This window comes from Acerihabitans sp. TG2 (assembly GCF_035013185.1).
GTDB lineage: Bacteria > Pseudomonadota > Gammaproteobacteria > Enterobacterales > Enterobacteriaceae > Acerihabitans.
Genome location: NZ_JAYGJO010000011.1, coordinates 124,154 through 137,524, shown reverse-complemented (window position 1 = coordinate 137,524; position 13,371 = coordinate 124,154). Strand labels below are relative to the sequence as shown.

Genomic DNA, 13,371 nt, shown 5'->3' with positions numbered 1-13,371 from the left:
TCCACTTCGTTGTGTGATTATATATACAACGATTTTATTGATGTTGAACAATGCACCCATCCCGTCATCTGCGTTATATTCCCTCTATAGTTAAATGAAATAAAAATAATGTTACGGTGACGTTTTTTTGAGTTAATTAAATAAGGTCAGTTTTTTCGATTATCAATATACCCTAAATAATTCGCATAGCAGGCCGGTGACGACGCAGTATCTCCTCAAGATCCCACTCAGTGAGCGAGTAAAACCTGTGCACCTGCCATGCGTAGTAGAACGGGTATAAGCCATTGTGAAGCGGTGACCAAGTAGGGGCTAGGGAAAATACTATGAGTGAAAATGAAAGCAACTCATTATTAAAAGTACAATTATCCAGGCGCAGTCTGGTCAAGGACAGCACCGTGTGCGGTCTGGCGTTGGCGGCTGGCGGCGTAACATTACCCTTTAGTCGACAGGCACATGCCGATAGCGGCGCGGTAACGGCTAATTCATCAGCCGATGAAAAAATTGTCTGGAGTGCTTGCACGGTGAACTGTGGCAGCCGTTGCCCACTGCGAATGCACGTGGTTGACGGTGAAATCAAATATGTGGAAACCGATAATACCGGTGACGATCATTATCAGGGATTGCATCAGGTACGTGCTTGTTTACGCGGACGTTCCATGCGTCGGCGGGTCTATAATCCCGATCGGTTAAAATATCCGATGCTGCGCATCGGTAAACGCGGTGAAGGCAAATTTAAGCGTATCAGTTGGGATGAGGCTTTTGATCTCATCAGTAATAACCTCAAGCGCATTATTAAAGAGTATGGCAACGAGTCCATCTACCTGAATTATTGCACCGGCACCCTGGGCGGAACCGTGACTCGCTCCTGGCCACCGGGAAAATCGCTTATCGCCCGGCTGATGAATTGTTGTGGGGGTTATCTCAACCAGTATGGCGACTACAGTTCGGCGCAGATTGCGGCAGGACTGAATTATACCTACGGCGGTTGGGCGGAGGGCAACAGTCCGACCGATATTGTGAATAGCAAACTGGTGGTGATGTTCGGCAATAATCCGGGTGAAACACGCATGAGTGGCGGGGGTGTCACCTACTTGCTGGAACAGGCGCGTGAGCTGTCAAATACCCGCATGATTGTTATCGATCCCCGCTATACCGATACGGCCGCCGGCCGCGAAGACCAATGGCTGCCTATTCGGCCTGGTACCGATGCTGCGCTGGCTGCCGCGTTGGCCTATGTATTGATTTCCGAGAACCTGGTGGACCAGCCGTTTTTGGATAAATATTGTGTCGGTTACGATGAAACGACCATGCCCACCGACGCACCGGCCAACGGGCATTATAAGGCCTATATTATGGGCCAGGGCGCAGATGCCACGGCCAAAACGCCGGCCTGGGCCACCAAAATTACGGGTATTCCTACCAATCGCATTATCCAGTTGGGTCGGGAAATCGGCAGCGCCAAACCGGCCTATATCTGCCAAGGTTGGGGACCGCAGCGGCATGCCAACGGTGAAACCACCAGCCGGGCCATAGCCATGTTGGCAATTCTTACCGGCAACGTTGGTATTAACGGCGGTAACAGCGGTGCCCGAGAAGGGGGCTATGAAATTCCTTTTGTCCGCATGCCCACCTTAGACAATCCGGTTAAAACCAGCATCTCCATGTTTATGTGGACCGATGCGATTGAGCGTGGCCCCGAGATGACCGCCACACGTGATGGCGTACGCGGTAAGGATAAGCTGGACGTACCGATTAAGTTTATTTGGAACTACGCCGGTAATTGTCTGGTCAATCAGCATTCGGAAATTAACCGCACCCACGACATTCTGCAAGATGACAAGAAGTGCGAGATGATTGTGGTGATCGACAACCATATGACGGCATCAGCGAAATATGCCGATCTGGTGCTGCCCGATTGCACCGCCTCCGAACAAATGGATTTTTGTCTGGATGCCTCAAGCGGCAATATGGGCTACGTGATTTTTGCCAGCCAGGCGATCAAACCGCGTTTTGAATGCAAAACGATTTATGACATGACCAGTGAGATCGCACGCCGGATGGGTGTGGAACAGCAATATACCGAAGGGCGGACCCAAGAACAGTGGATGCGTTATATTTACCAGCAATCACGCGCCAATGTGCCGGCCTTGCCTGAATTTGAACAATTCCAGGCTCAGGGCATTTTCAAACAGCGTGATCCCGATGGACATTTTGTGGCGTACAAAGACTTCCGTGCTGATCCCGTTGCTCATCCGCTGACCACACCGTCGGGTAAAATTGAAATTTACTCCGCCGCGCTGGCACAACTGGCGGCAACCTGGGAATTGAAACCCGGTGATGTTATCGATCCGCTGCCGGTGTATAGCGCCGGTTTTGAAAACTACGATGACCCCTTGAATCAGAAATATCCGTTGCAATTAACCGGCTTCCATTACAAATCGCGCACCCATTCAACCTATGGCAATGTCGAGGTGCTAAAGGCCGCCAATCCGCAGGAAATATGGCTTAATCCCATTGATGCGTCAGCCCGTGGCATTCACAGCGGCGATGTCATCAAGGTGTTCAACGATCGCGGCGAACTGCATATCAACGCCAAGGTCACCCCAAGGATGATGCCTGGGGTGGTGGGTTTGGCGGAAGGCGCCTGGTATACACCCGATGGCAACCGTATCGACCACGCTGGCAGCATTAACGTGCTGACGACCCAACGTCCGTCGCCGCTGGCCAAGGGCAATCCCTCCCATACCAATCTCGTGCAAGTTGCCAGAATTTAAGGAGTAGTCGATGGCTACGCAATATGGATTTTATATTGATTCAAGCCGGTGTACCGGCTGCAAAACCTGCGAACTGGCGTGTAAAGACTACAAAGATTTGGGTCCAGACGTCAGTTTTCGGCGAATCTACGAATATGCCGGTGGTGATTGGCAGCAAGACACTGATGGCAGTTGGCATCAGAATGTTTTTAGCTATTACCTGTCGATTGCCTGCAACCATTGTGAAGATCCGGCCTGCGTCAAAGTGTGTCCAAGTGGCGCCATGCATAAGCGTGAGGATGGGCTGGTGGTGATCAATGAAGCTATCTGCATTGGTTGTGGTTACTGCCATATGGCTTGCCCTTATGGCGCGCCGCAGTTCAACCAGAAGAAAGGGCATATGACAAAATGCGATGGTTGCCATGAACGTTTGGCGGTCGGGGAAAAACCGATCTGTGTCGAATCCTGCCCATTACGCGCACTGGATTTTGGGCCGATCGAGGAGCTGCGCAAACGTTATGGTACGCTCGACCAAGTGGCTCCCTTGCCCGAGGCGCGGTTTACCAAACCATGCCTGGTGATTAAGCCGAATGCCAATAGTCGACCGTGCTCGGACACTACCGGGTACCTGGCTAATCCGAGGGAGGTGTAACATGGGAACGGGATGGATTGAATGGCCCCTGATACTGTTTACGGTGCTGGGACAATGTGTGGTGGGTGGCATCATCGTGATGGGGTTGGCGCAGCTTGGCGGTAATTTGAGCGTTCGACAAAACCAGGGGTTACACCGGTGGATGTTTTTCCTGTGGCTGTTGATGGGGCTGGCCTTCTTGGCGTCGGTGATGCATTTGGGCAGTCCGCTCAGGGCACTTAACTCGCTTAATCGGGTTGGGCCTTCCGCGCTAAGCAATGAAATCGTCAGCGGGTCGCTGTTTTTTGCGGTGGGGGGCATTTATTGGTTGCTGGCGGTCATGGGCAAAATGCCCCGGGTACTGGGAAGACTGTGGTTGATGTTAACCATGGCGCTGGGACTGGTATTTGTGTATATCATGACTCGGGTATACCAGATTGATACGGTCCCCACGTGGAATAACGGTTACACCACGCTGAATTTCTTCCTGACGATGTTTATCGGTGGCCCGTTGCTAGGGTTGTTGTTGTTGCGCGCGGCGGGAATAGAGATCCGGGGTAGCCGACCGTTGTTGTTTATCAGCGTCGCTGCGCTGCTGGTCAGTATGGCTAGCGTGGTGATGCAGGCCGCCGGTCTGGCGACGATTTCCAGCTCAGTGCAGCAGGCATCGGCCTTGGTGCCGCAGTTCGGGTTGTTAATGGCACTACGTCTGGTGTTGGTGGCGTTAGGGCTGGGCTGTTGGATCTGGCCGATGTGGCGGCGTGCCAACGCCTCTATGGCGGCGATGTCGCTCGGTCTGGTACTGGTGGTGGCGGGTGAACTGTTAGGCCGAGGGGTGTTTTATGGCCTGCATATGACCGTGGGTATGGCGGTTGCGGGATAACCGCGAGATAAATCTGCACCGCCGTTCCTGCCTTGCCCTTAGCGGTTAAGGCCGCGGGGCGGCGGTGTCAACCTGACGTATCCCCCTTACTCTGCGGGTCGCGACGTTGATTGCCGTGCCATCAGGGTAAGTGATGGAATACAGATCATCGGTGCCGAAGGCGGTGTATCCGCAATCATTTCGAGCAACAATTCAATGCTGCGTGCCGCCATTTCTGCCGTGGGTATGGCCACTGTGGTTAACGAGGGGCGAGACTGTCCGGCAAGCTCAATACCCGTGATACTGACTACCGATAATTTTTGTGGTACCACAATCTGGAGATCCGCTGCGGCATCGAGCACACCTAACGCCGGCAAATCATTAGAGACAAATAATGCGCTAATCTCGGGATGTTGGGTCAGCAGGCTACGTGCGGCTTCATAGCCGCTGGCAAAAGAGTCAACACAAACCGTGGTATAGCGAGAGTCGGCCATCAGGCCGGCATGATTCAATGCAGCCAGATAACCCTGATACCGGCCGCCGTGAATGCCCGCCAACGGACTGGCGATAATGGCACCAATGTGCTGATGTCCTAATGCGATCAGATGCTCGGTGGCCATTTCCCCCGCGCGTTTTGCATCAAACGCCACGCAGGCGATGCCGGGGTGCCGTTCCGGTGATTCCCAGCAGCTAATGACCACCGAGATCCCTCGCGCTTGCATCGCGATTAATTGATCTATATCGAGACCGCCTCTATTCGCGACCAATACCCCGTCGCAAAGAGAACCCGCCACCTCCTCGAGAAACTGCACCCCTCCATCACTTTCATAATCCGTATTACAGACCAGCAAAAAGCGGCCACAGCGCCGGGTCGCAAGGTGTGCATGCAGCGAAAATTCCGGATAAAAGGGGTTGGTAATACAACTGAGCATCAGCGCCAGCGTGGGGGACTTACGCTCAACCAAGGCGCGCGCGTTAAGATTGGGACGATAGCCCTGTTCGGCTACAGCGGCCAACACGCGTTGACGGGTTGCCTCACTGACCCGGCCGCGGCCGCGTAGGACATTGGTAACCGTCGTTGGCGTAACGCCCGCGAGGACCGCTACCTGCTTAATTGTCGACATGGTTTCTAAACTCGCATAAGTGAAATTCGCAAAATGCGATCTGGACCGGTTTTTTATCTTATCACTTGATTTAACGTTAAACCATGACCGGTTGAGGGAGTATATCAGTGGCAGCCATCAGTTTACGCAGTGTGACCAAGACGTATGGAGACAGTGGGCCCATTATCCTGCGCAATGTTGACCTGGAGATCGAAAACCATGAGTTCTGTGTATTCCTCGGTCCCTCTGGCTGCGGTAAATCAACGTTATTGCGGATTATCGCCGGATTGGAAGACCCTTCAAGCGGTGAGATTGCCATTGGCGGACAGCGCGTGAATGAAGTCGCGCCGGCACAGCGCGGCGTAGCAATGGTTTTTCAAAGCTACGCCTTGTTTCCTCATATGACCGTGGCGGAAAATATCGGTTTTGGTCTGAAGATCGCCAAAACACCGCCAGCGGAAATTCAGCGGCGCGTCAATGAAGCCGCCGCTATTTTGCAGTTGGACAGCTTGCTGGATCGCAAACCTAAATCGTTGTCCGGCGGACAGCGTCAACGGGTGGCGATTGGCCGAGCGATTGTGCGCGAACCCGGGGTATTTTTGTTTGACGAACCCTTATCCAATTTGGATGCCACGTTGCGCGGCAAAACGCGCCTGGAAATTGCGCGTATCCACGCCCATTTTGCTCAAGCCAGTACCATCTACGTGACCCACGATCAGATAGAAGCCATGACCTTGGCGGATAAAATCGTATTACTCAATGCGGGTAGCAACGTCGAGCAGTTCGGCAGCGTGGCTCAAGTGGGTGCGCCGCTTGAATTATATCATCATCCTAATAGCCGCTTTGTCGCCGGTTTTATTGGCTCGCCGCAGATGAATTTTCTTGACGCCAGTGTGGTAGATATTCACCACGATGGCGTTGGCGTGCGGTTAACCTCATCAAACGAATATGTCAGCACACGCCAGTCCAGTGTCAATTTAACGGTAGGCCAGTCGGTGACACTCGGCATTCGGCCCGAGCATCTGGGCATGGTAGACCCCGGCATACCCCAGACCGCTGATTCCGTTTTGAACCGAACAATTTCACTGGTTGAACGCCTTGGGGAACAAACCTATTTACATTGCAATGACGCCGAGGGCGGGCAGGCAAGTTCTTCTTTGATGGTTAAAGTTCAGGGTAATAGCGCTGCTCGCCCTAATGACAAAATACAGATGTTGGTTCCCGCGCAACACTGCCATCTTTTTACCGCTGATGGTCGTGCAGTTCCACAACTGCAATAACTCCCCAGGAGAGATTATGAATAATGTATGTCGCTATTCCATGCTATGGGCAACACTGGCCCTCGCCACCATGGCCAACGCCGGTACACTTAACGTCAATATCGCGTTCAAAGGTGCCAGTCAGCGTGTCATATGGGAAAAAGTTATTAGCGAATTTCAACGGGAAAATCCCGATGTTAAGGTTAATTCTGCCTTTGTTGAAGAAGAGACCTATAAAGTCCAGTTGCCCGCTTGGCTTACCACCATGGCGCCCGATATTATCAGATGGCATGAAGGTGAGCGGATGGCATATTACGCCAGCCGTGGTTTGCTTGAAGATATCTCCGGCGACTGGACGGCCAATGGCTGGGATAAACAGTTCGCGTCGCTAAAAGGTGCGTCATCATATAATGGCAAACAGTATGCCGTTCCTACCGATTATTACGCCTGGGGCGTATTTTATCGCAAAGATGTGTTTGCCAAAGCCGGTATTAAAGAGGTGCCGGTGACCTGGCAAGCGTTCCTCGATGCCTGTCAAAAACTCAAGGCGGCCGGTATTACCCCCATTTTGGTCGGGGGCCGTGACTCATGGACGTTGGCGGGATGGTTTGATTACCTGGATTTTCGGCTCAATGGCTATGATTTCCATATGAAACTGATGCGCGGCGAAATACCTTATACCGATCCACGGGTCAAACGGGTGTATGCCGAATGGAAAAAATTAATCGACAATCATTATTTCATTGATAACGCGCTATCTTACTCCTTTGACTCGTCGCTCCCTTTATATAATCAGGGGCAGGGCGGCATGATCTTAATGGGAACTTTCTTTTCTGCGGGTATTGCGCCAGAAGTTAAAACAAATACCGGCTTTTTCCGCTTCCCGATCATCGATAAATCGATTCCGGTGGCAGAAGATGGCGCGGCCGAATGCCTAAACATCCCGGCGAAAGCCAAAAATAAGCCTGACGCGCGCCGTTTCCTGGCCTTTGTGAGTAAGCCGGCGATCAATGCACAGCTTGCCGATGCTTTTGGTTCGCTGCCGGCGAATAATCTGGCGCCGGTGCCAACCGATCCGATAGCCAAAACGGGTTTTGATATTCTCTCGTCGACTACCGGCGGCATTGCCCAGTTTTACGATCGCGATATGACCAAAGAGATGGCTGACGAAGGGATGAAAGGTATGCAACGCTTTATGAGCGATCCGGAGAAAATAGATGACATATTGGCCCATCTGGAAAAAACCCGGCAACGTATATACAAGCTGAAATAACCCGATAATACCCATTGTCTCAATAAGGATCGCCGTTTATGGTCAAAAAAGCAGGAATATCCGTTTTGGCGCAACGCCGCCGTCGAGCCGCTTTTTTTTTCCTGCTGCCGGCCTGTGTGGTGTTCAGCCTCTACGTCATTTATCCGATATTCAGTAGCATCATACTGAGTTTCTATCGTTGGGACGGTGTAACGGATAAGGTTTTTATTGGCATAGCCAACTATCAGGAGTTATTCCAGACAGACACATTTTATACTGCACTGAAAAATAATATTATTTGGCTGCTGCTGTTTATGTCAGCGCCGCCTATCGGCCTGGCCATGGCGCTTTACCTTAATCAAAAGGTGACGGGCATTCGCCTGGCCAAGTCGCTATTTTTTGCCCCCTTTGTGCTGTCCGGTGTGGTGGTCGGCTTGGTTTTTAGCTGGTTTTTCGATCCCAGTTTTGGCCTGCTAAAGCTGATCGTCGGCCATGGTATCCCGGTGTTGGGTAATGAAGATTACGCCACATTTGGCGTAATCTTTGCCGCACTCTGGCCGCAAATTCCTTTTTGCATGATTTTATATTTGACCAGTTTGACCGGAATAAACCCGGAAATCATTGAAGCCGGGCGTATGGAAGGGGCTAAGGGATGGTCACTGCTGTGGCATGTGGTATTACCACAGTTGCGTCCTGCCACCTTTATGTCGATCACCCTGACGGTGATCGGTGCATTACGCAGCTTCGACCTGATTGCGGTAATGACCGGCGGTGGCCCTTATGACAGTTCCACCGTATTGGCTTATTTCATGTATGACCAGTCTATCAAATATTTCCGATTTGGTTATTCAGCCGCCATTGCCGTGGTGTTATTTATGATTATGGCGGTTTTCATTACTTATCAATTACGGCATTTATTGCGTTCTGAATCTCAATAGGCGAGGTTGTTGCTATGTATCCGTTGCCGATAGACAAATGGAAACCGACGAATCGATGGTTATATAAACTGTCATTGCCACTGGCGCTGATTGTTTGGTTATTGCCCTTATTGGCCGTGATGTTGACCTCGGTGCGTTCCTCCCAAGAGCTGATGCAAGGGAACTATTGGGGTTGGCCAAAAAACTTTTCATTCATCGAGAATTACCGCACTGTGTTGGTTGATTCGCCGATGCTTCATTATTTCTGGAACAGTTGTCTGATTACCTTTCCGTCGGTATTCGGAGCCATAGCCCTTTCCGCCACGGCGGGTTTTGCCTTGGCAACCTATCCCTTTAAAGGCAATACCGCTATTTTGGCCACCTTTGTGGCTGGCAACTTCGTGCCGATACAAATCCTGATGATCCCGGTTCGGGATTTAACCTTAAAAATGGGGTTATACAATACGGTTGAGGGGCTAATTATGTTTCATATCGCCTTTCAAACCGGGTTTTGTACGCTATTTCTACGTAATTTTATCAAAGAACTGCCGTATGAATTATTCGAAGCTGCGCGGGTTGAGGGCGCGTCGGAATGGCAGTTATTTTATCAAATCGTATTGCCGTTGATCGGTCCAGCACTGGCCGCCCTGGCGATCCTGGTTTTCACTTTTGTTTGGAATGATTATTTTTGGGCGCTGTGTCTCACGCAAGGGGATGCGGCCGCGCCGATAACCATCGGTGTTGCCGGGTTAAAAGGCCAGTGGACTACCGCCTGGAATCTGGTGTCGGCCGGTTCATTATTGGCCGCACTGCCGTCGGTATTGATGTTTTTCGCCATGCAGAAATATTTTATTGCGGGTCTGACCTTCGGCGCCACTAAAGGCTGATATCAATATTATTGTGAACGCGCACGCTCGGGCTATTGGGTGCGTAAACGAACACGTGTGGGGGCGATAATGCAGGTAGGCGTCGACTATTATCCGGAACATTGGGACCCTGCCCTTTGGGCACAAGATGCTCTGGCCATGAAATCAGCGGGCATCAGTCTGGTGCGATTGGCGGAATTTGCCTGGTCACGGCTTGAGCCGACGGAAGGTCGCTTTGATTTTACCTGGCTGGATGAGGCAATTTCACTGTTTCACGCCCAGAATATCAAGGTGGTTATCGGCACCCCTACGGCGGCACCGCCCCGCTGGCTGGTGGAACAGTATCCCGATGTCTTGCCGGTCAATCATCAACAGCAACGGGTTTATCCTGGCGTTCGTTGCCACCGCTGTTATAACAGCCCGTCATTACGTCAGTGTGCACAACGGATCATTGAACAGCTTACGCAGCATTATGCCGACCATCCAGCGGTGATTGGCTGGCAAACCGATAATGAAATTGTGGCCAATGATTGCCATTGCGAACATTGCCGTCGCGCATTCACCACCTGGCTGCAACGAAAATATGGCGCATTATCCAACCTGAATCATCAATGGGGCACGGTGGTGTGGAGCGGTGAATACGGTTCATGGTCGCAAGTGACCACACCACTGGGCGGTTCACCTTATCAAAACCCCTCGTTATTACTCGATTTTTGTCGTTTCACTTCTGATTCAGCAGCGGATTTCAACCGTTTTCAGGCAGAGTTGATACGCCAGTATTGCCCCGATCATTTTATTACCCATAATCTGTGGGGCTATCCGGTGGTGGGTGACTATTACGATCTGTTTGCCTCGATGGATTTTGCTGCGGTGGATTATTATCCCAGCACTGATTTACAACATGATGAGAAGGCCAATATCTATCATGGTGCGTTGACACTGGATTTAACCCGCGGGGTAAAACGTCGGAATTTTTGGGTGATGGAACAGCTCAGTGGAACGCCGGGGTGCTGGCATCCGATGTCGCGGGCACCTTTCCCTGGCATGATCCGCGCCTATGCCTGGCAAAGCATCTCCCGAGGCGCCGATGTTGTGGTCAATTTTCGCTGGCGTACCGCTCGCGTGGGTGCCGAACAGTTCTGGCATGGGTTACTGGATCACCATGGCCATCCCGGCCGACGGCTACGAGAGTTTAGCCAGTTTTCCCAAGAAGTGGCCCGACTCGCCGAGGTGATTGATGGCACCCAACTGCACAACGATGTTGCCATCCTGTTTTCCCACCAACAGTTGAATGCCTTTACGGTTCAACCACAATGCGATGGTTTCAATTATTTTAATAACGTTAAACAGTTGCATCGAGTGCTGGTGCAGCAAGGGATTGGTATCGACGTTATCAATTGGCTTGAGCGTATTGATGATTATAAAATCGTCATTGCCCCTTATCTGTTCCTTGAAAATGCCACCGTGGTAGCGACGCTGGAACGTTTTGTCACCGCCGGCGGAATCGTGGTGTTGACCACGCGCTCGGGGGTTAAGCATGACAATAATGTTTGCCAGCCGGATGACCTGCCGGGCTTGTTAAGTCGCCTCGCAGGTGTTCGGGTAGCAGAATACGATCCGGTTGGACACGATCGGCAGCAAATCAGGTTAGGGGCAGAGATGGTGGGCTGTTCCCAGTGGTGTGATATCGTGGAGCCTACCACCGCCACCATCCTCGGCTGTTATGCCAGCGACTACTTTAGCGGCCAGGCGGCGGTTACGGTCAATGCGTTTGGCAAAGGGCAGGTTTATTATATCGGAACGGTGCTCGATGATAGGGGTTACCAGCGGTTTTTTGCCCCAATTATCCGCGCGTGTGCCATCGAATTTTGCCCTGACCTGCCCCGAGACGTTGAGCTTTCTATCCGCAGTGATCAAGACAAACGTGTCCTGTTTGTACTCAACCTGTCAAAAGAAAATAAAACGGTTGCCCTGACGGAATACAGCCGTTATGACGCGTTCACCGGCGAACCGGTCGCGGGCGAGTTGCTGCTGGCGCCTTTTGATGTGCGGATCCTGATAGAACCACGCCAATGAAAACATGACGTGCAGCGTTAGCCAGCCGTTCAGTTATCGTCGAACCAGTCGCTATTGTTCTGAGCAATGGGGGCAATGGAGACGATCATTTCCCGCAAATGGCGGCGCATGGCGTCTTCGGCAACATCCGCATCTTTGGATTTGATGGCGTTTAAAATACCGATATGCTGAGCAACCAGTTGGTCTGGCGGCGAAACTTCGCGCAAGGTTAAATAACGCACCCGGTCCATCGCCGCTTTAATGTTTTCCACCGTATTCCATGCCAGCTCACAATCAATGCTTAAGGCAATTAACCGGTGAAATTCATCGTCAAGCTGCAAAAAGTCCTGGCTGTTGTGATTTTGCGCGGCCAATTTTTGCAATTCAATATTGTGATCGAGTTTGGTCAGGTAGTCGGCAGTGGCATCGACGGCGGCACGACGTACCACGGCGGTTTCCAGGGCCTCGCGAATAAAACGCCCATCGGCAACACGACGTAGGGAAATTTTTCTGACAAAGGTGCCGCGCTGTGGCAATACCTGAATTAATCCTGCTTCAGCCAATTTTATAAAGGCTTCGCGCACCGGCTGTCGCGATACCGCAAAGCGGATGGATATTTCTTTTTCAGATAACAGTGTGCCCGGCGCAATCTCGCACGTCACGATATCCTGGCGCAACAAACGGTAAATCTGTTGATTGACCGGCTCGCTGGCAGTCAGCGTGTAGGCAGTTGGCATGCGGTAATATCCATATAACAATAGTTTTGGAAATGATCTTGCAAGTCTAAAGGCGAGGGCGGCGAAGCGCCAGCGGTTTTCATCCCTACCGGCGCCTTGGTTGTTACTCCAGACGGCGTTTTTGTTGTAACCTGGCCTTTACCTCAGACCAGTCGTCATCAATAAGACTAAAACGCACTGAATTGCGCTTGCGACCATTGGGCATGATCCTTTCATGGCGGATGATGCCTTCCTGGGTTGCGCCGAGGCGCAAGATCGCTGCGCGCGAGGTTTCATTAAGTTCATCGGTGGTGAATTGAACGCGAATACAGTTGAGCGTCTCAAAGGCATACTGCAATAACAAAAATTTCGCCTCCGTATTAACGCCGGTGCGTTGCACCGACCCACTCAGCCAGGTATGACCAATTTCCAGGTTCCTATTCAGCGGATCCATTTTCCATAAGCGGGTACAGCCCACCGCCCGATCGGTATCACGACACACGATGATATAAGGCATTGCCGTGCCGGCCTGCCGTTGTGCCATTGCCGTGGCGATGTAACCCTCAACCGTGTCGGGTCCGGGGACCGCTGTGACCTTCAAATTCCATAATTCTCCATCCGCGGCGGCGTTCAGCAGCGCCTGGCGATGATCTGGTTGCAAAGGGCGCAGTTCGATAAGATTGCCGGTTAATAGGGGTTGGATTAACGGGGGAAAATGTGTATCCATAGTGCGTCCAAATAGCGCGTCCAAATAGCGCGTCCAAATAGTGAGTGGGAATACGCTAACCCCTGCAATGAGGGGGAGTTAACAAGATTTATCACAATGTGTTAACCATGGCAATGGGAGGCTTTGAGGTAAAACGCGTACCCAATAAACATCGTTGAGTGCAATGCAGGAAACAAACAATACCAAGGCAGTACCCTGTTGCCGTACTGCCTTCTCCGATCAACTCATTT

At 51.6% G+C, this 13,371-nt stretch carries 11 protein-coding genes; 8 read left to right on the top strand and 3 right to left on the bottom strand.

The features are described from left to right. The first annotated feature begins 323 nt into the window (after positions 1-323). Genes dmsA through SJI19_RS12130 form a run of 3 tightly spaced genes read left to right on the top strand, consistent with a single transcriptional unit; the run spans position 324 to position 4,267 of the window. Complete coding sequence (dmsA, locus tag SJI19_RS12140) at positions 324-2,774, top strand: dimethylsulfoxide reductase subunit A (RefSeq protein WP_323478519.1); 2,451 nt, start codon at positions 324-326, stop codon at positions 2,772-2,774. Between the two features lie 10 nt (positions 2,775-2,784). Beyond that, on the top strand, positions 2,785-3,405 hold the full coding sequence (locus SJI19_RS12135) for a DMSO/selenate family reductase complex B subunit (protein WP_323478518.1): 621 nt from the start codon (positions 2,785-2,787) through the stop codon (positions 3,403-3,405). 1 nt (position 3,406) lies between these two features. Continuing rightward, positions 3,407-4,267, top strand: a complete 861-nt coding sequence (locus SJI19_RS12130) for a DmsC/YnfH family molybdoenzyme membrane anchor subunit (protein WP_323478517.1) — start codon at positions 3,407-3,409, stop codon at positions 4,265-4,267. An 86-nt stretch (positions 4,268-4,353) separates the two neighbouring features. Here the strand turns inward: SJI19_RS12130 and SJI19_RS12125 are convergent, their stop codons facing one another. Further along, positions 4,354-5,370, bottom strand: coding sequence for a LacI family DNA-binding transcriptional regulator (locus SJI19_RS12125; RefSeq protein ID WP_323478516.1), 1,017 nt, complete (start codon positions 5,368-5,370; stop codon positions 4,354-4,356). Between the two features lie 107 nt (positions 5,371-5,477). Between SJI19_RS12125 and SJI19_RS12120 the strand changes: the two genes are divergently transcribed. The 5 genes from SJI19_RS12120 to SJI19_RS12100 all read left to right on the top strand — a co-directional run bounded on the left by SJI19_RS12120 (position 5,478) and on the right by SJI19_RS12100 (position 11,719). Continuing rightward, the gene (locus SJI19_RS12120; protein WP_323478515.1) at positions 5,478-6,629 is read left to right on the top strand and encodes a sn-glycerol-3-phosphate ABC transporter ATP-binding protein UgpC; all 1,152 of its coding nucleotides are present in this window, start codon (positions 5,478-5,480) and stop codon (positions 6,627-6,629) included. 16 nt (positions 6,630-6,645) lie between these two features. Next, positions 6,646-7,881 carry an ABC transporter substrate-binding protein gene (locus SJI19_RS12115; RefSeq protein WP_323478514.1) on the top strand — a complete coding sequence of 412 codons (1,236 nt, stop codon included), beginning with the start codon at positions 6,646-6,648 and terminating at the stop codon, positions 7,879-7,881. Positions 7,882-7,919: 38 nt separating this feature from the next. Further along, on the top strand, positions 7,920-8,798 hold the full coding sequence (locus tag SJI19_RS12110) for a sugar ABC transporter permease (RefSeq protein WP_323478513.1): 879 nt from the start codon (positions 7,920-7,922) through the stop codon (positions 8,796-8,798). Between the two features lie 14 nt (positions 8,799-8,812). Beyond that, a complete protein-coding gene (locus tag SJI19_RS12105) occupies positions 8,813-9,664 on the top strand; it encodes a carbohydrate ABC transporter permease (protein ID WP_323478512.1) in 852 nt (283 codons plus the stop codon). A 69-nt stretch (positions 9,665-9,733) separates the two neighbouring features. Beyond that, a complete protein-coding gene (locus tag SJI19_RS12100; protein ID WP_323478511.1) occupies positions 9,734-11,719 on the top strand; it encodes a beta-galactosidase in 1,986 nt (661 codons plus the stop codon). 29 nt (positions 11,720-11,748) lie between these two features. On the opposite strand, the gene SJI19_RS12095 is transcribed toward SJI19_RS12100, so the two are convergent. Beyond that, positions 11,749-12,435, bottom strand: a complete 687-nt coding sequence (locus SJI19_RS12095; RefSeq protein WP_323478510.1) for a GntR family transcriptional regulator — start codon at positions 12,433-12,435, stop codon at positions 11,749-11,751. 103 nt (positions 12,436-12,538) lie between these two features. Beyond that, a complete protein-coding gene (locus SJI19_RS12090; protein ID WP_323478509.1) occupies positions 12,539-13,141 on the bottom strand; it encodes a GNAT family protein in 603 nt (200 codons plus the stop codon). Positions 13,142-13,371: the final 230 nt, after the last annotated feature.